Here is a 23,545-nt window from a genome sequence, read left to right on the forward strand (position 1 = left end):
CGCTGCTGATGCGCGGCGCCGCCGGGCGTTCACGCGGACCGGTCGCCGGTGAACGCCCGAACGGTTCTGTGTCCTTGGAAAAGCCGGACGCCTATGCGGAAACGGTCATGGGGACGCCCTTGTCGGCCGCGGTGTCGAAGGCGTCGTCGATGACCACCACGTGGCGGCCGGCGCGGGCCAGCAGCGAGGCCGCGGCGGTGGCGCGGTAGCCGCTGCCGCAGTGGACCCACACCGCTCCCTCGGGAACCTCGTCGAGGCGGTGGGGCAGCTCGGGCAGCGGGAGGTGCACGGCGCCGACGATGTGGGAGGTGTTCCACTCGTTGCCCATCCGCACGTCCAGCACGACCTCGGGCGCGGGCAGGCCGTCGGGGGCTTGCCCCTCCAGCGCTGCGGACAGTGCGGCGAAGTCGGCGGTGGCCATGGTGTGGACCTGGTCGGGTTCGGCGGCGAGCTCCTCGGGGGTGCCGGTGGCCGCGGCGGCGACGCGGTCGATGCCGATGCGTACCAGCTCGCGCTGGGCCTGCGCGACCTGTTCGGTGGTCTCACCGAGCAGGGTGAGTGGGGCTCCCCAGTCGATCATCCAGCCCAGCCAGGTGGCCATCGGCCCGTCCAGGGCCAGGCTGACGGTGCCGGCCAGGTGCGCCCTCACATAGGCCTTGCGGTTGCGCAGGTCCACGACCCACTCGCCCGCCTCCAGGCGCCGGCGCAGCTGTAGCGGGTCCGCGGTGGTGGGGGCGCGCAGGTCCACCGGTTCGGGTCCGGCGAGGTTGGTGACCCCCATGTGGGCGTAGTAGGCGGGGTAGGCGTCCAGGCCCGACAGGGTCTGGGTGACGAACTCCTCGGCGGCCAGGCGCAGCGCCGGGTTGAGCTCCTTCTCCCGTCCCACGGTGGAGGCGTCCCCTTCGGCCTGGGTGGCCGAGCAGAAGCTGCCAAAACCGTGGGTGGGCCATACCTGTGCCCCTTCGGGCAGCAGGTCGGCGAGTTTGTGCGCGGAGGCGTGCTGGTGTCGGGCCAGCGTTTCGGCGTGCTCGTGGCCCAGCAGGTCGGTGCGCCCGGTGGTGCCGAACAGCAGCGAACCGCCGGTGAACACCCCTTCGGCTCCCTGGGGGCCTTCCAGCGCGTAGGAGAGGTGGTGGAAGGTGTGTCCGGGGGTGGCGATGGCCCGCACCCGCATACGCGGGGAGACCTCCACCAGGTCGCCGTCGGCCAGCGGCATCCGCTGGAAGGGGACCTCGTCGGCGGCCGCCATCGCGTAGGTCGCACCGGTCAGCCGCGACAGTTCCAGCCCACCGGAGACGTAGTCGTTGTGGACGTGGGTCTCCAGCACATGGGTGATGCGCACTCCCAGGCGTCCTGCCAGCGCGATGACGCGGTCGATGTCGCGCTGGGGGTCGACCACCAGCGCCACCTCGCCATCGGTGGCCAGGTAGCTGCGGTCGCCCAGTGAGGACGTCTCGATCACCTGGACGTCGATTCCGGCAGTCATCGTGATCACTCTCCTTGCTTCCCACGCACATCCATACGTTGAGTGACTTCTCAATGCTTTCTGTAATACACCCCGGGGGGTATAAGGCAGGTAAAAGTGTGCGCGGCAAGCCGTCTTGCCGCGCGTTCCGATCAGGCCAAAGACAGGAAGAGCTTCTCCAGCTCCTGTTCGGTCATCGGCGGTTCCTCTCCCCGCTCGCGTGCGGCCTGGCAGTGCCGCATCCCGCTGGACACGATCTTGAAGCCCGCCCGGTCCAGCGCGCGGGAGACCGCCGCGAGTTGTGTGAGCACCGCCGCGCAGTCCTCGCCCTCCTCGATCATCGAGATCACACCGGTCAGCTGACCCTGGGCACGGCGCAGTCGGGTGAGGGCATCGCCCACCAACTCCGGGGACACGTCCATGTTCCACCGCCTTTCACCGCTTCCAACGTACCCCCGCCCGTATGTGTTCCCAACGTGGGAGCTGGTGCCTAACGGACACGCCGACTAGAACCAGCAGCTTTGAGAACGAAGCCGAAGGGTCGTGTTCTGGCGGGCAGAGGGCGGGGCGGACAGGACACATCGGTGGGAAGCCGCGACCACGTCCGCGGTCCCATGACGGACGCGCACCTTCGAGAGCGCGTGTCCACACTCCTGCCCGCTGTGGCGGTCGCGGAGGTCAGGCGCCTTCCGGGTTCAGTGAGTTCAGAGCGGCCCGGATACGGGTGTCGGCCTCCTCCGCGATGGGCTGGAGTGCGTCGCGCTCAGGCACACTCACCATGATCTGCGGGTCCAGTGCCTGGACGAGGACACCGCCATCATGAGCGCGCACCACCACATTGCAGGGCAGGAGCAGCCCGATCTCGCGCTCGGCCTCCAGAGCCCGGTGGGCGAGTTCGGGGTTGCAGGCGCCCAGGATCGTGTAGGGCTCCATGTCCAAACCCAGCTTCTCCTTCAGGGTTGCCTGTACGTCGATCTCGGTCAACGTGCCGAATCCCTGGGCTTTGAAGGCTTCCTTCACTTGCGGCACGGCTTCCTGGTAGGGCACGTCCAGGGTGATCGTACGGGCATAGTCCATGGCTTGTTCCTCTGCTCGTAGGTGCGTTTTCCTCAGGCCGCCAGTGGCCCGGGCGCCCGGCTGTCGCACCGACCACGCGGCCACGGCCTCCACCACTATCGCTCCGGCAGGAACCCTCCCTGCGGTCGGTTCGTCGGGGCGGTTCACCGGGCGGTCGCTGTCAATGTCCACTGAACGAGAGCGCTGGCGTCGTTGCCGTGTGCTTGGGCGCTGGCATCGAAGTCACCGCGGAGAACCTTCAGCGCGTAGCGCTCGATGCCGATCTCCTTGCGCGTTCGGATGCCCATGCGACGCATCACCGAGATCGGAGGGCACCACCCCTGTAGCGCGTGTTGGAGCAAGAAAGCCGTGACGACTCCTGGGAGCCACAGCCAGCGCCGGTGGTGTGTTCCCGCGAGAACCGTGCCGGTGAGGGCCAGGGCGGCCGCGTTCGCCTCCAGGAGCCGTTCGATGTCGGACTCATGCTCCAACTCGTCGATGCGGGCCGTGATCGCCTTCTCGCCGTCCTCGGTCCCCAGGTTGTTCGCGTAACGGTGAAGGCGATCGACAAGCTGCTCGTCGAGTTCCCTCTGCGCAGACACGGCGGTGTGTTGGCGCACCCGGTCCGCGATGATGTTCTTCTCCAGCCATTCCACCATGTGCATCGCTCAGCCCCCCTTCTCTAGCCAACAGTGCCCAAGTATCACCTTTCACATCTCTACATGGGGCAAATTCACTCATAACTTCATATGTGGGGCCCTGAGAACCCTGGTCCGGTGGTCGGCCCAGTTCGCCTGAAGGCCCGGCAATGAGGTAACCGTAGGGCCGCTTGACACGGCAGGCGGAAGCCCTAACGTACGGTCGCACCACCCTGCTGCAGCGGCGACCGGGTGGCGGGGGCACGCCATGGCCGAGCAGACCGGCGAGCCCGTCAAGCACAGGCGCGGCAGCGCCCCGCGTGACAGTGGGCACCGACGCGGCATAGACACACAGCCGTCGTCCCATGTGTCTGGCGACGGTCGGCACTCGCCCGCGCCCGGGCTTGAAGCAGGACCGCGCCGAGCTTGGCCGCAGGTTCCGGGCGGCCGCGAACCAGGGCCGCGCCGCGGCGGCCTTGGCCATCCTGATGCGCCCACCCCTGCCCCTGCTTGCCCACTGACCTGGGCATCATCCTTTCCAACCTGTCTCATCCACGCTCCGTGGAGTCCCGGGCATGCCTCACGGCGGCCGTCTTCGGTGACGCGCCCGCCCGCAGGACGCCTCCCGAGTAAGGACGGCCCCACGGATACAGGAAGATTCCGCCAGGAATAGGTACACCCCGGGGTATGTTGGTCCGAGTGAGAACGAGAGAGGTGATGACAGGTTGGGACTCCAGGCGGAGACGAGCGGTGGCACTCTGCTCCGGCCGCAACATACCCAGACCGCTCCTGTCAGGCCAAACAGAACGCGGAGAACTCCCCCTCAGTCTTCCCTGGCCCCTCTGTAGGCTTCCGGTCCTCGCTGGAGGGCAGCACGGAACCGCCTCGCAACACACACCCGGGGGCACTCATACCATTGGTATACCCCCGGGGGTCTTACGGACAAGGAGCGAATCGTGATCTTCACCCAGTACTACCTTGACTGCCTTTCCCAGGCCTCCTACCTGGTCGCCGACGAGAGCACCGGCAAGGCCGTGATCATCGATCCGCGCATCGACGTCGACGAGTACCTCGACGACGTGCGCGACCGGGGCCTGACGGTCGAGGGGGTCATCAACACCCACCTGCACGCCGACTTCATCTCCGGGCACTTCGAGATCGCCGAGCGCACCGGCGCCTGGATCGGCTACGGCGACACGGCCGAGACCCAGTTCCCCATCCGCCGCCTGGCCGAGGGCGAACGCGTCAGCCTGGGTGAAGTCACCCTGGAGATCATGCACACCCCCGGCCACACCCCGGAGTCCATCAGTGTGCTCGTCTACGAAAAGCCCGACCACACGGTTCCCTACGGTGTCCTGACCGGCGATGCGCTCTTCATCGGTGACGTGGGCCGCCCCGACCTGGCCGCCTCCTTCGGGCACACGCCGGACAAGCTCGCCCCGATGCTTTACGACTCGGTGCACCACAAGCTCATGGCACTGCCCGACGCCACCCGCCTCTTCCCGGGCCACGGTGCGGGGTCGGCCTGCGGAAAGAACATCTCGACCGAGACCCAGTCCACCATCGGTGAACAGCGAAGCACCAACTACGCCTGCCAGCCGATGAGCGAGGAGGCCTTCGTCGAACTGGTCCGCGAGGGACAGGAGGCCATCCCGAACTACTTCCCCTACGACGCGGCCCGCAACAGGCAGCAGCGCGACCCCCTCGACATCGACGCCCTGATTCGGCCACTGGAACTGGACACGTTCATGGCCCTGCGCGCCCAGGGCGCGGTCGTGGTCGACGCCCGCGACCAGCAGGCCTTCAGCGCCGGGCACCTGCGCGGCGCCCTCAACATCGGTACCGAGGGCCGCTTCGCCGAGACCGCCGGAATGATGGTCGAGCCCGGCAGCTCGATCCTGGTCGTCACCGACCCGGGCCGGGAGCGCGAGACGGTCACCCGTCTCGCCCGGGTGGGACTGGACGACATCGCCGGTTATCTGCCCCAGCCCGAGTCGGCCATGGCCCAGGTTCCCCAGGAGACCGTCCAGGCACCGCGTCTCAGCGCCAGCGAGCTGAACGACGCCCTGCGGGACGGCCAGGCGGCCCCGGTCGTGGTGGACGTACGGGGCAGCGCCGAACGCGAAGGCGGCGCCATCAAGGGCGCGGTGCACATCCCGCTGGCCAACCTGCCCGAGCGGACGGGCGAACTGGCCACCGACCGCCCCGTGGTCGTGCACTGCGCCGGCGGTTACCGTTCCAGTGTCGCGGCGAGCTACCTGCGCGCCCGCGGCTTCCAGGAGGTGTCCGACCTGGTCGGCGGCTACAACGCCTACCAGCTCGCCTCCGCTTAACCCGAAGGGCTCCTTCCCACCCTCCCGCAAGGCCCTGTCCACAGCGTTTCCCCGGGGGGTGCCAGCCCGGCAGCGGGCTGGCACCCCCGCACCCACCAGACCCACGAGGAGTCACCCATGCCGCCGAAGGCCATCGATGCCGCCGCTGTCCGTGCTCTGATCGAGACCAACCCCGACACTCTGCTCGTGGATGTGCGTACACCCGCTGAGTATGAGAGCTCGCACATCGACGGAGCGATCAACCTTCCCCTGGGACAGGTGGACCGCCACCTGGAGCGCATCACCCAGGACGCTGGAGGGCAGATGGTGCTCATCTGCCAGTCCGGCAGCCGCGCCGAACAGTGCCAGGGCAAGCTCACCAAGGCCGGGCTGGAGGAGACCGTGGTGATGTCGGGCGGCATGAACGCCTGGACCGCCGCCGGCGCACCGGTGATCAGGGGCCCCGAGCGCTGGGCGCTGGAGCGGCAGGTGCGCCTGGTCGCCGGAAGCATCGTCCTGTTGTCGGTGATCGCGGGCCTCTGGTGGCCGCCCGCGGTGGGGGTCGCCGGATTCATCGGTGCCGGGCTGACCTTCGCCGCGATCACCAACACCTGCGCCATGGGCATGGCCCTGACCAAGCTGCCCTACAACCAGCCCCGGAACAAGGTGGACGTCGAGGCCTCCCTGGCCAGGATCAGCCGCAACGCCAACCAGCGGTGAGCGCCAGGGCCGGGTGTCCCGGAACGGGATGCCCGTGCCGGGGGGTGAGCCGAGGGTGTCGGTGTGCTCCCGTCACCGGTTGGGAGCACACCGGCCGCCGCCCGAAGGAAGCCGCAGGCTCCTACACTCATACGGCTCTGGCCGCCGAACACCACATCCAACACAGACCCATGCTCCAGACCCTGAGCACCGACGCCGTCACCGAAGCAGCGCTGGCCCGACTGCCCCAGCCCTACCACGGTTGACTCCCGGAAGCCGCGATGTCCCTTCTCCTGACCAGGCCGGTAGATGGAACGCCACGGTCTCCGGTCACCGACCGGGTCCCGGGGCGAATACCGCAGCCTGCCAACACTGCACCTGCCTGGGCCGCACCGGCCCCACGCGGCCGTGAGCGGTCTCACGCGCACGATCCGCAGACGTACTTTGGAAATATTCGACTGCCCGCCCGTAGACCAATCCCACTGGCGTCGAATGAGGACCACTTGCGTGATCAATTGAACATTGATCGCATTTGCCTCAGCCCCAACCGAATCAGCCGACGGGGATGCCCATTCGGGTTGCAACTGCACACACAGGGGCAGAGGCACCCCGATTTCCGGTATCAGTGGAATTGATTCGAGAGAAGTTCTTGACCAGTAGCAGACCATCTATCCCGGCGCGGCCATGACCAGAGTCCGCCAATCTACCCGTTCTTTTTCGCCGACCGGCCCGAACCCCACTCGTCTCAGCCAGGAAGAAACGGAGCTGGCGTTGGTGGAGAAGACGTCCGGCCGGGGATGGCCGATCCGCCGCCCGACTTCGAGAAGGAAGTCACGCTGATCCGGTCGTGGACGGTGGGTCGTGCGCGTAGTGAACGGTCGGCTGGTCGCCTGCACCCAGTACCGAGAACAGATCATCTCGGTCAGCGCCACGATCTCGGGAAAGCGAAGCGTGAGGGATGGATCCCGCACCACCCAACCCCAGGCGTTCTCGCGCCGCTGCCAGATTCGTTGGACGACGTCCGAGCGGTGCGGATGAGAGCCGTAGCGGTACTGCGACCAGAGCTGATAAGCGGCGAAAACCGCCTTGTCCGCACGCTCGGCGTCCTTGCGCCGCAGGCGCAGGAACCGGTGCGCCGCGGCCTCCAGCCCGGGATACTCATCCAGCTTGAGCGGACGGTCTTGAGGTTGGTCCGCCAGCCAGAACCCATGGCGCAGACACACCAGCCGCCCCGGTGCGAGGACGATCTGCGGGCGTGTGGTGAGCCCGCGGGCCGCGGAACACCTCGGGCAGGCGGACACCACATTCCAGGGAGGGGTCAGCACCCTCTTCAGGAGGTGGCCCTGAGCGATGGGCACATCCCGGCGATGCTTGGAATGAACCCACAGATCCCGAAACGACAGAGTCCGATGGAGCGTGTTGAGCGGGTAGCCGCTGACCGCGGCCAGACGCTGGGCGGCGCGGGGGTTGAGTGCGAAGTCGTAGTGGTGCCACCCGTTGGTACGGATGGATTCATACGTGCCGCACAAGGCGATGTGGGACAGGGCCAGGTACTCGTCCATGCCGTTCATCTCGGCCAGCCGGCCGATGTAGGAGGAGGTGGTCTCGGCGGCGACCGGGGGCGTGGTGAAGGGATAGGTCACCGTCGCGGGGACCTCCCACATGGCCCTCACCGGCGGCTCCCCGCCCGAGCGGAGGTTCCTCGCAGCGCAGGGCGGGCGTGCTCTTGGTGTTCGGCGGCATGGTCCAGCCGCACCCGCCCCAGTGAGGCCTTGGTGATGGTCTCGGTGCCGTCCAGGATTGCTTCGACCGCGGCCTCGCGGACCAGGTGCGCGAGACTGCCGATCATCCCGCCGCTGCGTTGATGCAGGTAGTCAGCGTGGCACAGGAGTCTTCCCTCCGGGAGGCGGTGCAGGCACAGCGCTTGTTCGAGCGTGGCCACCAGCGCACCCCACTCCTGGCGTTGGATGGTGGTGCCGTTGGCGAAGGGGCGCGCGTCGACGCTCGCGAACCGCCCGGCGATCTGGCGCCCGCGGGTCCCGGAGAACAACCCCTTGGCCTCGACGTCGATCCCGGCGTAGACGAAGGTCGCCGAGATCCGCTCGGCCAGGTACTTGAGCTGGTCGGAGGCGTCAGCGCCCGCGCGGGTCTCCAGGGAGATGTTGTGGATCTCGTCCACCAGGACCAGGTCCGTGCCCAGCCGGTCGAGCACGTCGCACAGGCTGTTGGTGATGTCGACCTGGCTGGCCCGGTTCTTGATGGGCAGACCGACGAACCGGGCCAGCTCCCCGGCGAGGGTCTTGGGTGTCGCCGCCGGCGGGACGGTGATGTAGACCACGGGCAGGTAGGGGCCCTGCACATCCCCTCGCCGTCGCCGTGAGCGGATCTCGTGGTGCTTACCCAACTGGGTGATCGCGGTGGACTTGCCGGTGCCGGCCTGGCCGGAGACGACCAGTCCGCGGCGGGCCGAGAACTGGTCGCGGTTGAGCAGAACCAAGCGCCGCCCCAGGCGGCTGATCTCGTTGACCAGGGGCGTGGCGACCGTGACCAGGCGTGCGTGATGGCGCAGCCGCAGCTCGTCGTAGTCCTCTCTGGCGGCCTCGGAGAGCTGCCGCCACTGCTCCGAGGGCAGCAGTTCGGGAGGGGCCGGGGTGTCGGCGACGAACCGCGCCCAGTTCGACTTGACCGTCAACGACCCGGCCATCTCGCGGGCCGGGTCGGAAACCGTGCTCACCGGTAGGGCTCCTCTGCGGTGGGGTCGAACACTCCGAACGGGATGATCTGAGCGAGTTCCTGCTCCTCATCGGGGCTGGACTCCGACGGCTCGGGCGCGGCAGTGTGCGGAAGGTGGGAGGGGGCCGAGTGGGTCCGGGCCGCAGTGCGGCGCTGGCGGGCGGGGCCCTCACCGGCGCGGGTCAGGAGTCGCTCCAGCGCGGCGGCGATGGCCGCCTGGTCGGTGTCGTCTCCGCCGCGTTGGGTCACGATCTGCCGGGCCGCGCGCCAGGTGAAGTCGGCGAACGGCTGGCGGGCTAGGTGGTGCAAGGTCCAGGGGACGGTGACCCAGCCGCCCGCGCGGGTGTCGCGGACCCAGACCCGGGACAGATCGTAGGGGTCGTAGTGCACGGCCCAGCGGCCGTCCTTGGCCGAAATACCCGAATCCTGGCGGCGCAGGGGGTTGAGGTCGGAGCAGTCGTAGGTTCGGTGGTCCAGGTGGATGCCGTCGGCGTTGATCCGCCGCCACTGCACGGGCAACAGCTCCAGGTAGTCCTCACCGACCAGTGGGATCGGCACGTAACCGGCTGCGGTGATCAGGGCCGCGTACATCTCGTTGGGGGACAGGACCGTGGCGGGCAGGTGGGGATCGCGCAGTCCCTCGTGCGGGCGGACCTGCCACCCGGCCAACACCCACTCGTCGAACAGCTCCTGCACCTGCTCCACCGTCCAGACGGTGCGCGCTTGCACGTCCTGGCCGCGGTGGGTGGTCGAGGGGCCGGTGTACCCGGCTACGTGCTGGCAGAACAGGGTGTTGATGGACCCGAAGGTGCGCTCCACGATTGCCTTGTCGGTCGGGGTGCGCGGATGGGCGGGCAGCACCGAGATCCCCAACCGGTCGCACGCCCGCACGAACGTCTCGGAGATGAACACCCGGCCGCGGTCGATCACTACCGCCTCCGGGGCGATGACCGGCCGGGCCGCCGCCTGCTCCAAGCGCGCGTCCAGTTCTAGCAATCGGGAGTGGGGGATACGGGAATGGGCCATCGACAGGGCGGTCGACCAGCCCGGACGCATCGGCTCGGGGACCAGCATGCGCGCCAGGAGCAGGGAAGCGTCCACCGCCTTGGTGGCCCGCGGGCGCACGATGGCCGCGCAGATCGTGCGGGTGGCCACATCCAGGGCGATGGTCAGCTCCACCCGCCCGGCCACCCCGTCATCGAACACCGCCATCACGTCCAACGGGGTCGTGTCGATCTGCACCAACTCGCCCGGCCGGTTCGCCACCGTGCGTGTGAAGGCCCCTTCCGGGCGCTGGGCCAGGGAGCGCCGCGTGGTCGCCGACCCGAAGGTGTGCTGCCCGGTGGAGAGCGCATCGACCAGCCGATCGAACGTGCGCGCAGACGGCAAGGGGACCGTTCCTTCGCCGAACCGGGCGATCACCGCCTCTTGGACCTGACGCCGTAGCCGTGACTTCGTCCCCGTCGACTGCACGGCCTGCGCGGCGATCGCTTCCCGGGCGGCTTGCACGACACGCTCGTCCACCCGCCCATAAGGGCTGGAGGGGCGGGTGTGTCGGTGGTCGACCAGACCCCACAGTCCTTGGGCGCGGTAGCGCAGACGGCGCCGTTTGACCGTGACCGCGCTCGTCCGCCTGCCCGCGGCCGTGAGTTCGGTGGCCTTGGCCTCCTCGCGCTGCTCCAGCGTCGTGCTCTGGGGGTCGAAGCCCGCACGCGGCTGCTGCGCCCCGGGTAGCAGGCCCGTCTGGACCTCCAGGACGTGCCGCTCCCATGCCCGGGCCTCCTTGACCACCGCGGTGGGCAAGGCCTCCAGCAACCCGGCCGGCTCCAACCGGGGCGCCACCGGGGTCGGCGCACCTGAGAGCAGCTCAAAGCCCGTAGACGACAGCAGATACGACAACAGGACCACCTGCGAGGCCCCCGTCCTATCGACCAGACGCACCGCCTCACCCACCGCCGTCACGGTCCACTCCGCGTCGTCGAAAAGAATCCGGTCACCCGGCCGCAGGACGCGCCCCGCCATCGCCGCCTCCTTCCGTGGCCGCTTGTACTGAGCCCTGGGCGCCGTGTGCCGTGCTAGCTACCACATTTCGGGCTGCGACCAGCGAGTTCTCCGTCAACGGCACGGACAGGTTCGTCTCCAGCTCTGTGTGCCAGAGCAGGTGGAACACGACAGGCAGGGTGCCCAGCGGATCACCCAGGATTGCCGCCAGCTCCCACACCGGCACAGGATCGGCGGCGAGCCCTACAGCGGTCCGGGCAAGATCCCCACGCCCGCACCGGGCGTGCCGGTAGCCGGACAACCAGCGCAGATTCGCCGTGCGCACAGGGTCGGGAGCGTGGAGAACGTCGAAGCGCCAGCCCAACCAGGAGCACGCGCGAGCGGCCATGGCGAACACCGCCTCATCGCGTGCTCCGATCCGGTCGGCCGGGCGGCAGTCGATGACCGAACCGGTTCCGCATACGTGGCGGAGAAAGAAGTCGGGCGCGTGGCGGCGTTCTCGTCCGTCCTCGTGCCACAGCAGCCAAAAGGGCTGGGAGGCGATGCCCGTGACGGTCGGGTCGAAGTCGAAGCCGATCAGCAGGTCCCGTTCCAGCCATGACTCGAACCCCACGTGGGAGCCGGTCGTCGCGGTCCACCACCAGCCCGTGTTGTTGCGCTGACCCCGGAACGACGGGAAGGAACGGATCGGCAGCACGGACTCGAAGGGGTATCGGGCCGCTTGCTCCAGAGGCAGACGTTCCTCGGTGCCGTCAGGGGCGAGGAAGACGACCTCGAACCTTACGGGCGCCCCGGTCTCCTGCACCCCATACCCAGGCTGCATCCATACCGCTTTCAAACGCTCACTGTCAGTGTGGAGTAACCCTACTGGCGCAAGCCCGGCCTGGGGAGCAAAACGACTGACGCAACAGATCAACTGCCTGCCGACGGATCAAGTCCAATGACGCCGGACAGAGGAACGCGGGCGGCAGAACCCCAAGGCGATCGTTACTTTCGCGTGACAATCGGCAGCCCGACTCGGCAAACCCTCTTCCCTGAAGTGGCACCCACAGCAACCGCCCTAACCAGGGAGAACACGTGGGTAATGCCAGCGACCTCGACCGCACCCTCACCATCGTCGATGACCTCCACCAGGAGTGGGACCGACTGTGCGCCCAGGAACGGACACAGCAGCAGGTACAGCAGTGGTCGGCCTCCGACATGAGATTGCGCGAAGCCACCAGCCTGCGCGACCTTCAAGACCTCGTGTCCGGGCCCACCTCGGCAGAAACCGACCTTCTCTTCCGAGCTCTGCTCGACTACGCCTCCGAGCCTGGCTCTGACGGAGATCTAGCCGCACGGGCTCTGCTGCAGCTGATGATCGCCCGCGTCATCCACACCTCGCGGTCCATGACCAACCTCATCAATGACATCGAGGAGCGCACACAGCTCGCCACTGTGGCCCTGTACGAGGCAATTCGCACCTGCCCAAGAGACAAGACACGCTTCTTGCCCCCGCACCTGGCATGGACGGCGCACAAGCGCGCGCTGAGCCTCGCCCGGGTGGGGGGCGCAGAAACCCCTATCGGTGTGTTCGGCGTGGAGACCGCACCGCTGCACCACGACGAGCAGCTACATCACGAGGAGCATCTGCACCCGAGCGAAGAGCTGGCTCAGGTCCTAGCTTGGTCGATTGCCGAAGGAGTCATCAACGCGGGTGAAGCTGAGCTGCTCGCACACCGGTACGGCGAGGAATCCCCAGGACGTGAATCCTGGTCCAGCCTGGCCGACTCCCACGCCGTTGCCGACCAGATGGGCATCAGCCCACACGCCATGCGGCAGCGGTGCAGTCGCGCTGCACGCAAGATCGCCAAGGTCTCAGGTCGCTATCTCGCACAACAGATCCGCTGAACCCTGTCACAGGCCTCGCCTTTAAGGGCTTGTTCTTATGACGCCATTTCACCGACCTGACGAGGACCTGTATGTATGACTTCTACGCCGACCCCGAGCCCGACTTCCTGTACACCGATGGTCTGAACCTGCTGACCGACGATGAGCACACTGTCGGACTTGCCCATCTGACGTTGACGCCGATTCTGCAGGCACTCCAGGACAACCCCTTCAACGCCCGTGTCATCGCAGAGCTGCGTGAATACCTGGACTTCCAGGCCGAGGAGGCCATGGACGCCTTCAACCGCCTGTGCGAGCTCGGCCCCACCTACCTGACCAACCGCCTTGCCGAACTGAACGCGGAGTACGAGGGGGAGGAGTGGTAGGCAAGGCGCCCACCACGGAGCCGACACGCGAGCCGTGGTTCACCCCGCACCTGCCCCGGCCCATTCGGACCATCCTGGTTCAACTCATCGTGTGGATCGCCATTCTCAGCGGCCCCGCAGCACTGTTCGTGCAGGTCACCCGAGGTGGACCAGCCGTACCAGAGGCTGGGCCAGAGCGGTCCGACCAGCAGGTGGACCTGTCCGCACTTGCAGTGGCGGGTTGGGCTGAACGCGCCATCACCGCCTACGTGGAAGGAGACCTCGACACCGTCCGGCTGGCATTCCCGGTCAGCGATCGCCAGCTGTCCTCCTTACCGGACCCGGCTGCTGCACCCACTCGGGTCAGCACCGTGGCTCTTGAACAGACCACCGACGAGGTATGGGCCGTGACTGTCGCGGTCTACCCCCGCCGGGAAGACCCCGCCTCGCCAGCGGTAAGACACCTCCAACTGGCGGTTCATGGCAAGGACGCCTCTTGGACAGCCTTGACGCTGCCCGCTGAAGTGGGCGTTTGGGGCCCTGGCGACCTGCCCGATCTCGGCTACGTCTCGCGCAAGCTGGCCGACTCACCGCTCACTGAAGCGGTACAGGGCTGGGCTGCTGCCTACCTGGTCGCAGACGGAGAGCTCGACCGCTATCTGGCTCCCGACACAACCCATCCGCCCATCACCATGGCGCACACCGCGGTGAAGGTCGACGGTGTCTATCCCGCCCAGAGCGATGAGGACATCGCAACCGCGTCCCCGTCCGATGGCGACACCGTCTCTGTGCTGGTGGACCTGACCGTCACCACCGCGGACGACCAGACCTGGCCCATGAGCTACGCCCTGGAGCTGAGCTCCCGCAGCCAGCGCTGGGAGATCAGCGCCGTTGCGACCTCGCCTCTGACCTAGCCACCAATCCCACCCATCACGGTCCCCACACCACCGACAAGTGGAGGTCAACCATGCCCGAAACCATCCTCCAGGCAGGTGTTCTGGACTGGTACGACACCAAGCTGAACGAGATCACTGACCTGGTCAACCCAACCCTGTGGCTCATCGGTGTCTTCGTCGTCCTGGCCAGCTACGTCGTGTACCGCAGCTGGAAGAAAGCAGCGATCGCGGCGTTGGGCATGGCAATCATCATCGCGCTGATCAACAACGTCGACGGCATCGCCAACATGTTCGAGGGCGAAGTCGAAGCCTCCGCCCCCGCCACGACTGAGCACACGCTGGCGTGAGTCAACCGGAAGGAGCGCCCGACCAGCACACGCTGGTGGGGCGCTCCTACACCCGGGCCCGCCGCCACCCGTGGGTCATCGGCCGTATCCAGGGCTGGACGCTGCCGCTGGGACCTTTCAGCGCCACCCAGCTCGGCGTCCTGGTCCTTTCGCTGTGGCTGCTCATCCAGACCGCACCGCTGTGGACCCAGATGGGCCCCTTCGCCCTGATACCCGTCACCGTCCCCTTCGTTGCGACCTGGGCGGTGCGCCACGCACAGATCGAAGGCCGCGCCCCACTCCGTGCCTTGGGCGGCTACCTAGCCCTGTACACCGCCCCCCGGCGCGGCACCCTGAACGGCCGCCCGGTCCCCACACCCGACCCCGTCCGACTGAACGGAGTGATCACCATCCAGCCCACCCCTGATGACCGGGTCAAGGCCGCCAACGAAACAACTCCGCAGTGGTCACCACGACCTCGCGCCACCACCCTGCGCGACCTGCTCACCGAACCCGAACCAGCCCCGACATCGAAGAGGGAGGGCTGATGCAAATCCCCATCCAACACATCATCGGCAACCTCGCCTGGACCACCACCGGTCAGGTGTGGGCGCTGTGGCGCGTGACCCCCAACCCCTACCTGCATGCCAGTCCTCGTGCCCGCGCCGAGCTGCACGCCCAGACCACCAGTCTGCTCAAGCGCCTGACCGGTGAGCCGATGCTGTTGTCGCTGTGTGCCCAGACCGCCGCCGCTGACGTAGCCGAGGCCATGGTGGAAGGCGTCGACCTGGACGCTCACCCTCAGTGGGCCGAGGTCGCTGAGGCAACCCTGGACTGGCTTGATGGCGTTTCCCTGACCGAGCGCACCCACTGGCTGGCCCTGCCCTTGCCCGCAGACCGGCCCACCCTGGAACTGCGGTCCTTGGCCACCGCCGCCGCCTCCACCCTTGCCACCTTCCTTGGGCTGAACCCGCAGGCGCCATCAGCCTCACAGGTGGAGTCCTACCTGACCAAAGCAGACCGGGTCAGCCGCCAAATGACCGGCCAGCCTGTCATCCGCCCGGCCACACCAGCGGAAATCCTGTGGGTCCTGGCCCACTCGGTACGGCGCGGGATCGCTGAACCCCTGCTCGCCGACACCACCCACGCCGACCATCACCTGTCCGCTTCACGCCTGTGGAAGGGGTGGCTCCGTGGACCCTCCCTCGCAGGGTTGGGCGAGGTGCGGTTGGTGGAGGGCGGCACCCCTGAAGATGGAGCGCAGGTCTCGCTACGCCGTCGCTGGCTCCAGGTGGAAACCCCCGAGGGCTGCGCCTACCAGGCCTTCCTGACACTGGGGGAGATGCCAGCGGCCTTCACCTTCCCCGGCAGCGAGTGGCTGGCCACCATCGACCGCTTTCCCATGCCTGTGGACTGGTGCTCGCGCCTGAAGATCGTGCCCAACGCCGAGGCCGACGCCAAGACCAAACGCAAGGCTCGAGAGTTGTCCGCCCAGGTGGATGAGTACGACGGCGACACCTCCGGCCCACCGCAGAGCCTGTTTGACGCCGCCTCGGACCTGGATGATGAGCGCACCCGCCTCCAGGGCTCGCGCACCGAAGTGGAGATCCAGTCCGCGACGGTTCTGTGTGTATGGGGTGAGAGCCCTGAAGAAGCCGACCGGCACGCTGAACTTCTACGCCACTCCCTCTCTGCAGCCGAGTACCAGCTGATCCGCCCCACTGGCGGACAGCGCGCCCTGTGGGCCAGCATGCTCCCCGGAACACCCGTCCCCGGTGTGTTGGCTGAGGCCACCCAATACCAGCTGGCCAGCGACTACGCCATGGCCATGCCCTGGTCCTCCTCCGAAGTCGGCGACCCCACGGGTTCCCTGCTGGGCGTGTCCCTGGACGGCGGCACCGCTCGGCCCGTGCTGGTGGACTTGGCCCGAGCCCCACGCCAGGACGCCAGCGCCTCACTGGGAGTGGTCGGAGAGCTCGGCGCCGGAAAGTCCGTGCTGCTCAAGGCGATCCAGATCGGTCTCGTCGACCGCGGGGACCGCGTCATCGCGATCGACCGCACTCCGCTGGGCGAGTGGGCGCGGTTCGCTACCGAGGCCGCCCCCGACCGGCACCAGATCATCCGGGCTGACGCCGACGCGACCATCTGCCTGGACCCCTTGAGGGTCTTCAACGGAGCCGTTGGTGCCCGCTACGCCAAGAGCTATCTGACCCTGCAGTTGGGAGTTCCCGCCATGTCCACCGGGGGCCTAGCCCTGGCCCAAGCCGTGGACGCCGTCGCCGCAAGCACTGATCCACACATGGGTGCTGTGATCACTGAACTGGAGAAGATCGCTGACGAGGAAGGACACACCGAGCGCGCCGAGCGGTCGCAGGAACTGGCTGGACTTCTCACCGCGGTCGCTCAGGACCGACTCGGGAAACTGGTCTTCGGCGACCTGCCGCCTCTACAGCTCGACAACGACTCGGCCGACTTCACAGTCTTCGCCACCGCAGGCCTGACTCTGCCCAAGCGTGAGGTCTTCGCGAGCGAATGGCACATGCAGCGCCAACCCCTGGAAACCCTCATCGGCCGAGCAGTGCTCTACCTGGTAGCGGCCGTCGCACGCGAGATGGCCTTCACGGACTCCCGGTTCACCGCCATCGCCCTGGACGAGTGCCACTGGCTCACCAGCTCCACCGAAGGCACCGACCTAGTCCTCGAGCTCGTCCGAGACGGCCGCAAACACGCAGCCGGGGCCATGCTCGGCTCCCACGACCCCACGGATTTCGGAGACGAGATCGTCCAGGGACTGCTGTCCACCAAAGTCGTCCTACGCCACCGCGACGTGACCCTGGCCCGCAAGGCCCTGGCCTTCCTCGGCCTGGACCCCGACGACCAGGCAATGGTCGACCTGGTGACCACCGATCTGTCACCCACGGGCGACCCCACCCGCAAGGGCGAAGCACTTCTGGCTGACACCCGCCGCCGCGTGGGCCGCATCCAGGTCCTCATCCCGCCCGTGGAACGCATCCAGACCTCGATCCTGACCACCCCCTCAGCCTAGGACTCTGCCATGTTCACGCTGCGCCGCTGGGGGCGTGCTGCCGCCCTGGTGCTGGCCGCCGTGTTGGTGGTGCTCACCCCCGGCGCTGCGGCAGCCGAACCCACCACAGACACTGAAGGCCTGCTCGCCCCCTTCAACTTCACCGACGCCTACGGCGTCCCGTTGGACCACTACGACATCACCGCCGACACCGGCGGCATGTCCGACTGGGACCTCAAACTCCAGCTCTGGCTGACCAACGGCCTGATGTCCCTGAACCGGCTCACCATCGGCGCCTGCGCCTGGCTACTCAACTGGGCCTACGAATTTCAGCTCGCCCAGCTGATCACCGACCCCATGCGCGAGATCGGGGAAACCTACCAGAGCGCGGTCATCGACCGCCTCGGCCTTCCCGGCGTGCTCCTCTTCCTGGGAGCGGCCTGGTGCGGCGTGCAGATGATGCGGGGCCGTGTGGCCATGGGCGCAGGAGAACTCGCAGTCACCCTGATCATCAGCGCCTTGGCCGCGACCGTGCTCGCCCGCCCCGCAGACCTGCTCCTGGGCGAAGACGGGATGCTCATGCACACCCGCGACACCGCCATGGCCTTGACCTCGGTCACCCTCACCTACGGCGAATCAAGCTCCACCGACCCTGAGCAGGCAGCCGAACCCCTCACCAACGCGTTGGTCGACGTGCTCATCGTCCAACCCCACCAAGCCCTGAACTACGGCACCACCATCGACGAAGACCACGCCTGCTGGGATGCCTACCGCGAGATCGTCGAGACCGGCCCTTGGGGGGACGAAGATGACCCTCGCGAGCGGATGAACGAAGCCGAGTGCGAGGCCCTGGCCGACTACAACGCCGACCCCACCGCAGATCGGCTCTTCGGTGCGTTGTTGCTTCTGGGCGCCACCGTCATCGTCAGCCTGCTCATTCTGCTCCTCGTATGCGCCCTACTCATCGCCGTGCTGGCCATGGGCCTGTACGTGGTGCTGTGCCCCCTCGCGCTGGTTGCCGCACTTCTTCCCGGGGGAGGCCGGCAACTGCTGTGGCGCTGGGTTGGCGGCGTCGTTAAAAGCCTGCTCAGCATTCTCGCCGTGTGCTTGTTCATCGCCATCTTCACCCTGCTCATCAGCGCCTTCATGAGCGCAGGCGAGAACATGCCGCTGGTAGCGCGTTTTGCCATCCTCGACATCGTCGCCATCGGCGGGCTGATCTACCACCGCAAGCTGCTGAACGCCGGATCCAGGGCCAGCCAGCGCCTGTCCCGACGGCTGGAAACCGCCCGCTTTGGCGGCGCACGCGGACGAGGCTGGCTCGGTCCCGGCGGACCCGCACCCACCCTCTCGGGCATGGCCCGCGACGCCCGCTCCGAAGTACAGCGAGTCACCACCCCCATCACCCGCACCGCAGCCATGGCCGGCAAGGCCTGGAAGGGCAAACCCGGCAAACCCACACCCCCCAGCGCGGGCAAGCTCCAGCAACGCATGAACCAGACCCGCGGCGGACGCATCGCCTGGCGAGCCGGCAAGGCCGCAGCCATGGTCGGCAAGGTCGCCCTCGGCAGCACTGTGGGAGCCCCCATCGCCCTGCCCAAGGCCGCCCAAACCGTCAAGGCCGTAGCCAAAACACGCTCAGCCGCCACCAAAGCCAAACTCGCCAGCAAAGCTGTGACGGCTTCTCGTGCTGGCCTCGACCTCGCTCACGCGTGGAAGCAGACCCCACCCGCCCGCGCGGTGCAGGCCACCGTGAGCTCCTCAGTGCGCGCGGTGCGCTCCTCCCTGGCCGCCGACGCCGACGCCACCCGCACCCGCAACCACGTTCAGCAACGCCACAACGAAACGCTCAAGTACGACGTCGGCAACACCCAGCAAGTCCGCAAACACGAGTCGGCAACCACGGCAACCCCCGACGCTAGCCCGCGGGAGGACGACTTTGCGGGCGCCCCACACGGTGAACTCGTGCCCCTGGACGAACCCAGCACTCGCCTGCACGGCCAGGTCCGCGCCCACATGCGCCGACGCGGCAACACCCGACGAAACCGGGAGTGATCCTGGACAGCAAGAAGGCCTGGATCCTCGCTGCGGTGACCTTCCTGTTCATGGGCGGATCTGTCCTGATACCGATGATCGCGCTCATCGCCATGAGCGCCACCACCCACAACGGGCAGGGCGGTACCACTGCTCCGGCAGAGGTGGATGGCATCCCAAGAGTCATGCTCGACGCCTACCAGCAGGCCGCAGACGCCATGGCTGAACGAGCCCCCGACTGCCAAGGAATGACCTGGGCCGTCCTGGCGGGCGTCGGCAAGATCGAGTCGGACCATGCAGCAGGATCGACCATCTCCGCGGACGGAACCATCATCCCTTTCATCATCGGCCCCACCCTGGACGGCTCCGGTGCCGGCGGCAACACCACACCCCACCTCGACACCGACGACGGCCGATGGGACGGCGACGCCGAGTACGACGCTGCAGTAGGACCCATGCAGTTCATCCCCGCCACCTGGGCAAGCGAAGGAACCACCAACCGAGACGGAGAAGAACCCGACCCCCACAACGCCTACGACGCCGCGTTGACCGCAGCCCTCTACCTGTGCGGAAACGAACCCACCGATCTGTCCGACGACGACGGCCTTGCCGACGCCCTATGGCGCTACAACCAGTCCCACACCTACGCCGACGATGTCACCGAGTGGATCGACACCTACACCGAAATGAGTGAATCAGGCCAAGCCGTAGACCGCAGCGGCAGCCAGGACGCCATCATCACCGCTGCCGAGGACTGGCTCGGCACCCCCTACCAGTGGGCAGGCGACTGCCGGAACCTTGCCACCGATGGGTGCGACTGCTCCAGCCTCACCCGATACGCCTACGACCACGGAGCTGGCGTGGACCTGCCCCGCACCACATACGACCAAGTCCAACTCCCCGAATCCCACCCCGACCAGTTCGTGCGCATCGACCGCATTGAGGACTTGCAGCCCGGAGACATGCTCTTCTTCGGCTCCAACCCACCCTGGGGCATCGGCCACGTAGGCCTGTACATCGACGAGAACCGCATGCTCGAAGCCCCCAGAACCGGCTTGGACGTACGGATCGCCGAAGGCTGGCAGCAGCGCGCCACCTACCACGGTGCGGTTGGACTCCGCTGAGCTCAGCCTGAGTGCAGGTGCTCATACCGTTCGGCTGCGGCAGGGCTGCTCCGGGCGCGAAGGTCTTCTCAGTTTCTCGGTCACAATCTGCCTCGTCCAAGGCTTCTTCTTATTGCACGGTTTCTGTCAGAAAATAGCACAAGGAGAAGATGACCATCCCACAGGAATGGACCCTGGGATCGTTGTGTACCGGCTATGCCGGACTCGACCTCGGGGTCTCCGCAGCCCTGGGACACACACGCACTCTCTGGTGCGCTGACCCCGACCCTCACGTTAGTGAGCTCCTTCGCCAGCGGCTGCCAGGGGCCACCAATATCGGCGACATCACCACAGCTGACTTCGCCGCACTGGAGCGCCCGGACATCATCACCGCTGGCTTCCCCTGCCAAGACATCTCCGCCGCAGGACGGCGGCAAGGAATTACCGAAGGGACACGCAGTGGCATCTGGTCCTACGTCGTGGAAGCGACTCGCACGCTGGAACCCCGGTTCCTCTTCGTGGAGAACGTGGCGGCTCTGCGATGGCGAGGAGGAGGGCTCGACCGAGTACTCGCAGACCTGGCCACGATCGGGTATGACGCGCACTGGCTGTGCCTACGAGCAGCAGACGTGGGAGCCCCCCACAGCAGGGAGAGGCTCTTCCTGCTCGCCCACCCCCGAAAAGATACCGCTGCTGCCCACACCCCAGGCCAGAGACAGCGACCGGGGCGGAACCGACCCTGCCCGCCGACGACGCGCCGGACGCCAAGTCAACCTCACCGACATCGTCTCCCAGTGGCCAACACCCTGCCCGACCGACACCGACGACTCCTGCGCTACACCAGCCTCAACCAGAGCACCGAACACTCCACCCGAACAGCACTAGCTCGCCCCACACCTCCAGCGCGCGACGCCTGCACGGCTCACACGATGCCGTGGGGACCGTACACACCAGCCATCCAGCGATGGGAACACGTGCTTGGCCGACCCGCCCCCTGGCCCACCCAGCGTGGCCAGCGCGGGGGATCTCGACTCTCCCCGGCCTGGGTGGAATGGCTTATGGGCTTGCCCGAGGAATGGGTGACCGGATGCGAAATTCCTAATCCGCGCCAGCTCCAGATGCTGGGAAATGGCGTCGTTCCACTCCAAGCGGAAGTGGCATTCAGGAAACTGGCGCGGATGTAGGGAATGATTTCTAAAAACCCCTTGGGGGGTTAGGAAAAACCTTACTTGTGGTTGACCCGACGGTTGACCCGACGGTTGACCCGACGGTTGACCGGACGGTTGACCGGACGGTTGACACGCAGGTTGACACAAGCATCCGACGAAGAGGCCTCAAAGCCCTACCGGCTCAGGCCTGTCGCCGATCGGCAAGCGCCGACATCTTACTCTTCAAACAACCCTAGTCTATTAGGACGGTAATTCATGTCTGTCATGGTTCACCATGGCAATCTCAGTGAGAACAGTGCGCCGGAGGCGCTCCTTCGTATGCCCCCTGAAGTCCTGTGGACCGCGCTGACAGTAACCATCCTGTGCGTGTTCCTCTTGATCGCGATCTCTATCCTTCGCCGAAAGCTAGTCGCCAGAAATCTGAGTAAACGTGTATCTTTTCGCCTTCTCCCTAGTCCCTTCTTTGAGCCTTCGCCTGAGGAGGTGGGGCGGGTGGCGCACCAGCTCACCCGTACACGCCCCGCCGCCTGGCGGCTTAACCCCCAGGAAGGCGCGGGGGTCCGGGTGAAGCTCGCCACCGGGTCAGACGGGCGCCTGGTCTACTCCTGGGGCGGTCCCAGGGGGGCTGAGTCCATTCTGGGGAGTCCGGCCTACTCCCACGTCGAAACTGAAAGAGAGAGCGCTTCTGGGGAGGAATAGGAGCCGAGGAGATTTCTCCCTAGCTACTCCCTAAAAAGAGCCCGGGAGGGATCTCCCTGGCCCTGAAATAACCCCCAGGGTTTTGTCATTGTCGCGCAAATGCGGTAATATAGGTCTTGTCCGAAAGGGAGATTCGGGCAAGTTCGAGAATCGTACTTTGGAGGCAACATGACTGAAGAAAACTCTTGGAAGATCACCGCTGCCGGTGTGTTGGAAGCACGCGCCGTCATCACGCAGGTTGAAGATGGCTGGCTGGGGAGGTTGGACGGGAAGGGGACCCAGCCTGGCATCGCTGCTGACAAAGTGAGTGAGGTGCGTACCTACCTGGCCACGAAGGTGTGGGAGAACGCGCAGGCGGTAGACCTTGGTGTCGCCCTTTCCGAGATCACGAAGGTTCGCCTCTACTCTCGCGTTGTCTCCCGTTACGAGCGTGACGGGGAGCACCTGGGCGGCGACTTCACTGTCACGGCTGCGGCGGACCGGGGCCAGAAGGGCTGGGTGCTGACCACCCTGGGCGGTAGCATCTGCGCCACCCCGCAGCAACGTGAGGCGGAACTGCTCATGGGGATGCTCGGCGCGACCGCGACACCGCCCTGCCATGTGACCGGGAACAGCTTTGGGGAAGCCCGGGAATCACTCGCGCAAGCCATCCTTATGGAACTGGCCTTCCAAGGCGATGAGGTCATCGAGGACTGGTCCGCCCTGAATCTGACTGTCATCACTCGCAAATCATTCTCCGTGTCGTCTCTGGGCATCTGAGCGCCGCAGCGGGGGTGGGCGGCATCGGTGCCGCCCACCCCCGCTGTTGTTGCGCCGAAAGTTCGATGCCAACGAAGCGGAGAAACTATTGCAATGCCTTACCTATCTCACCGTTGACAGCCCCAGGGTGGGAGTCCTTCTCACTGCCGACAGTCTCAGTGTGGGAGCGCTAGAGACCAGCCTGCTCGACCTGGAGGGCGCCATCAGTCCTGTGTCCTTGGTTCGCGTCATGTGGCGCGTTAACGAGCTGCTCAAGCCCTACATCTGGGTTCCGGCTCAAGCGGCCGTGGTCGGAGTGCCTCACTTGGAGGACCCTCTCGCGCTTGATCAGGTAGAGGAGCTCATCCTGACGGCGGTGGAGGAGCTCCCTTGCCACTGACAGCCCAGCTCTGAGCC

At 66.8% G+C, this 23,545-nt stretch carries 21 protein-coding genes; 13 read left to right on the top strand and 8 right to left on the bottom strand.

Annotated features, from left to right (window positions below):
* Nucleotides 1–91 precede the first annotated feature (91 nt).
* The 4 genes from HNR07_RS28770 to HNR07_RS28785 form a co-directional block, all read right to left on the bottom strand.
* Entirely contained in the window at nt 92–1,486 is a 1,395-nt protein-coding gene (locus tag HNR07_RS28770) for an MBL fold metallo-hydrolase (protein WP_184368609.1), read from the bottom strand.
* A 131-nt stretch (nt 1,487–1,617) separates the two neighbouring features.
* Complete coding sequence (locus HNR07_RS28775) at nt 1,618–1,887, bottom strand: metal-sensitive transcriptional regulator (protein WP_184368611.1); 270 nt, start codon at nt 1,885–1,887, stop codon at nt 1,618–1,620.
* A 256-nt stretch (nt 1,888–2,143) separates the two neighbouring features.
* On the bottom strand, nt 2,144–2,542 hold the full coding sequence (locus tag HNR07_RS28780; protein ID WP_184368613.1) for a DUF302 domain-containing protein: 399 nt from the start codon (nt 2,540–2,542) through the stop codon (nt 2,144–2,146).
* Between the two features lie 143 nt (nt 2,543–2,685).
* Nucleotides 2,686–3,186 carry a YgaP family membrane protein gene (locus tag HNR07_RS28785; protein WP_184368615.1) on the bottom strand — a complete coding sequence of 167 codons (501 nt, stop codon included), beginning with the start codon at nt 3,184–3,186 and terminating at the stop codon, nt 2,686–2,688.
* A gap of 929 nt (nt 3,187–4,115) precedes the next feature.
* Here HNR07_RS28785 and HNR07_RS28790 point away from each other — a divergent pair.
* Nucleotides 4,116–5,492 carry an MBL fold metallo-hydrolase gene (locus HNR07_RS28790; protein ID WP_184368617.1) on the top strand — a complete coding sequence of 459 codons (1,377 nt, stop codon included), beginning with the start codon at nt 4,116–4,118 and terminating at the stop codon, nt 5,490–5,492.
* 117 nt (nt 5,493–5,609) lie between these two features.
* Complete coding sequence (locus HNR07_RS28795; RefSeq protein WP_184368619.1) at nt 5,610–6,191, top strand: rhodanese-like domain-containing protein; 582 nt, start codon at nt 5,610–5,612, stop codon at nt 6,189–6,191.
* 647 nt (nt 6,192–6,838) lie between these two features.
* On the opposite strand, the gene HNR07_RS28800 is transcribed toward HNR07_RS28795, so the two are convergent.
* Genes HNR07_RS28800 through HNR07_RS28815 form a run of 4 tightly spaced genes read right to left on the bottom strand, consistent with a single transcriptional unit; the run spans nt 6,839 to nt 11,727 of the window.
* Nucleotides 6,839–7,813 (bottom strand): TniQ family protein, encoded by a 975-nt coding sequence (locus HNR07_RS28800; RefSeq protein WP_184368621.1) that lies wholly within the window; start codon nt 7,811–7,813, stop codon nt 6,839–6,841.
* A gap of 26 nt (nt 7,814–7,839) precedes the next feature.
* Nucleotides 7,840–8,904: an ATP-binding protein gene (locus HNR07_RS28805; RefSeq protein WP_312894004.1), complete on the bottom strand. Its 1,065-nt coding sequence runs from the start codon at nt 8,902–8,904 to the stop codon at nt 7,840–7,842.
* Complete coding sequence (locus HNR07_RS28810; RefSeq protein WP_184368622.1) at nt 8,901–10,925, bottom strand: Mu transposase C-terminal domain-containing protein; 2,025 nt, start codon at nt 10,923–10,925, stop codon at nt 8,901–8,903. The genes HNR07_RS28805 and HNR07_RS28810 overlap by 4 nt, the downstream gene beginning before the upstream one ends.
* Nucleotides 10,897–11,727 carry a TnsA-like heteromeric transposase endonuclease subunit gene (locus tag HNR07_RS28815; RefSeq protein WP_246420554.1) on the bottom strand — a complete coding sequence of 277 codons (831 nt, stop codon included), beginning with the start codon at nt 11,725–11,727 and terminating at the stop codon, nt 10,897–10,899. Before HNR07_RS28815 ends, HNR07_RS28810 begins: the two co-directional genes overlap by 29 nt.
* 254 nt (nt 11,728–11,981) lie before the next feature.
* Between HNR07_RS28815 and HNR07_RS28820 the strand changes: the two genes are divergently transcribed.
* The 11 genes from HNR07_RS28820 (at nt 11,982) to HNR07_RS28875 (ending at nt 23,528) form a co-directional block, all read left to right on the top strand.
* Nucleotides 11,982–12,794: a sigma-70 family RNA polymerase sigma factor gene (locus HNR07_RS28820; RefSeq protein ID WP_184368624.1), complete on the top strand. Its 813-nt coding sequence runs from the start codon at nt 11,982–11,984 to the stop codon at nt 12,792–12,794.
* A gap of 71 nt (nt 12,795–12,865) precedes the next feature.
* Complete coding sequence (locus tag HNR07_RS28825; protein ID WP_184368627.1) at nt 12,866–13,159, top strand: hypothetical protein; 294 nt, start codon at nt 12,866–12,868, stop codon at nt 13,157–13,159.
* Complete coding sequence (locus tag HNR07_RS28830) at nt 13,153–14,052, top strand: conjugal transfer protein (RefSeq protein ID WP_312894005.1); 900 nt, start codon at nt 13,153–13,155, stop codon at nt 14,050–14,052. Before HNR07_RS28825 ends, HNR07_RS28830 begins: the two co-directional genes overlap by 7 nt.
* A gap of 53 nt (nt 14,053–14,105) precedes the next feature.
* A complete protein-coding gene (locus HNR07_RS28835) occupies nt 14,106–14,381 on the top strand; it encodes a hypothetical protein (protein WP_184368630.1) in 276 nt (91 codons plus the stop codon).
* A complete protein-coding gene (locus HNR07_RS28840) occupies nt 14,378–14,908 on the top strand; it encodes a TcpE family conjugal transfer membrane protein (protein WP_184368633.1) in 531 nt (176 codons plus the stop codon). Before HNR07_RS28835 ends, HNR07_RS28840 begins: the two co-directional genes overlap by 4 nt.
* Nucleotides 14,908–17,406: an ATP-binding protein gene (locus HNR07_RS28845; RefSeq protein WP_184368636.1), complete on the top strand. Its 2,499-nt coding sequence runs from the start codon at nt 14,908–14,910 to the stop codon at nt 17,404–17,406. Before HNR07_RS28840 ends, HNR07_RS28845 begins: the two co-directional genes overlap by 1 nt.
* A 9-nt stretch (nt 17,407–17,415) precedes the next feature.
* Nucleotides 17,416–19,440, top strand: coding sequence for a type IV secretion system protein (locus HNR07_RS28850; RefSeq protein ID WP_184368639.1), 2,025 nt, complete (start codon nt 17,416–17,418; stop codon nt 19,438–19,440).
* On the top strand, nt 19,437–20,543 hold the full coding sequence (locus HNR07_RS28855) for a C40 family peptidase (protein WP_184368642.1): 1,107 nt from the start codon (nt 19,437–19,439) through the stop codon (nt 20,541–20,543). Before HNR07_RS28850 ends, HNR07_RS28855 begins: the two co-directional genes overlap by 4 nt.
* A gap of 149 nt (nt 20,544–20,692) precedes the next feature.
* Nucleotides 20,693–21,706, top strand: a complete 1,014-nt coding sequence (locus HNR07_RS28860; RefSeq protein ID WP_184368645.1) for a DNA cytosine methyltransferase — start codon at nt 20,693–20,695, stop codon at nt 21,704–21,706.
* An 852-nt stretch (nt 21,707–22,558) separates the two neighbouring features.
* Nucleotides 22,559–23,149 carry a hypothetical protein gene (locus tag HNR07_RS28870; RefSeq protein ID WP_246420556.1) on the top strand — a complete coding sequence of 197 codons (591 nt, stop codon included), beginning with the start codon at nt 22,559–22,561 and terminating at the stop codon, nt 23,147–23,149.
* Nucleotides 23,150–23,309: 160 nt separating this feature from the next.
* Entirely contained in the window at nt 23,310–23,528 is a 219-nt protein-coding gene (locus tag HNR07_RS28875; protein ID WP_246421433.1) for a hypothetical protein, read from the top strand.
* Nucleotides 23,529–23,545: the final 17 nt, after the last annotated feature.

The sequence above is a fragment of the Nocardiopsis metallicus genome, from assembly GCF_014201115.1.
Lineage (GTDB): Bacteria > Actinomycetota > Actinomycetes > Streptosporangiales > Streptosporangiaceae > Nocardiopsis > Nocardiopsis metallicus.

Coding starts and splice junctions, on each gene's coding strand:
- HNR07_RS28815 (WP_246420554.1), bottom strand. CDS start 11,727: ATGCAGCCTGGGTATGGGGTGCAGGAGACCGGGGCGCCCGTAAGGTTC.
- HNR07_RS28825 (WP_184368627.1), top strand. CDS start 12,866: ATGTATGACTTCTACGCCGACCCCGAGCCCGACTTCCTGTACACCGAT.
- HNR07_RS28775 (WP_184368611.1), bottom strand. CDS start 1,887: ATGGACGTGTCCCCGGAGTTGGTGGGCGATGCCCTCACCCGACTGCGC.
- HNR07_RS28850 (WP_184368639.1), top strand. CDS start 17,416: ATGTTCACGCTGCGCCGCTGGGGGCGTGCTGCCGCCCTGGTGCTGGCC.
- HNR07_RS28795 (WP_184368619.1), top strand. CDS start 5,610: ATGCCGCCGAAGGCCATCGATGCCGCCGCTGTCCGTGCTCTGATCGAG.
- HNR07_RS28770 (WP_184368609.1), bottom strand. CDS start 1,486: ATGACTGCCGGAATCGACGTCCAGGTGATCGAGACGTCCTCACTGGGC.
- HNR07_RS28870 (WP_246420556.1), top strand. CDS start 22,559: ATGACTGAAGAAAACTCTTGGAAGATCACCGCTGCCGGTGTGTTGGAA.
- HNR07_RS28845 (WP_184368636.1), top strand. CDS start 14,908: ATGCAAATCCCCATCCAACACATCATCGGCAACCTCGCCTGGACCACC.
- HNR07_RS28810 (WP_184368622.1), bottom strand. CDS start 10,925: ATGGCGGGGCGCGTCCTGCGGCCGGGTGACCGGATTCTTTTCGACGAC.
- HNR07_RS28860 (WP_184368645.1), top strand. CDS start 20,693: ATGACCATCCCACAGGAATGGACCCTGGGATCGTTGTGTACCGGCTAT.
- HNR07_RS28785 (WP_184368615.1), bottom strand. CDS start 3,186: ATGCACATGGTGGAATGGCTGGAGAAGAACATCATCGCGGACCGGGTG.
- HNR07_RS28780 (WP_184368613.1), bottom strand. CDS start 2,542: ATGGACTATGCCCGTACGATCACCCTGGACGTGCCCTACCAGGAAGCC.
- HNR07_RS28835 (WP_184368630.1), top strand. CDS start 14,106: ATGCCCGAAACCATCCTCCAGGCAGGTGTTCTGGACTGGTACGACACC.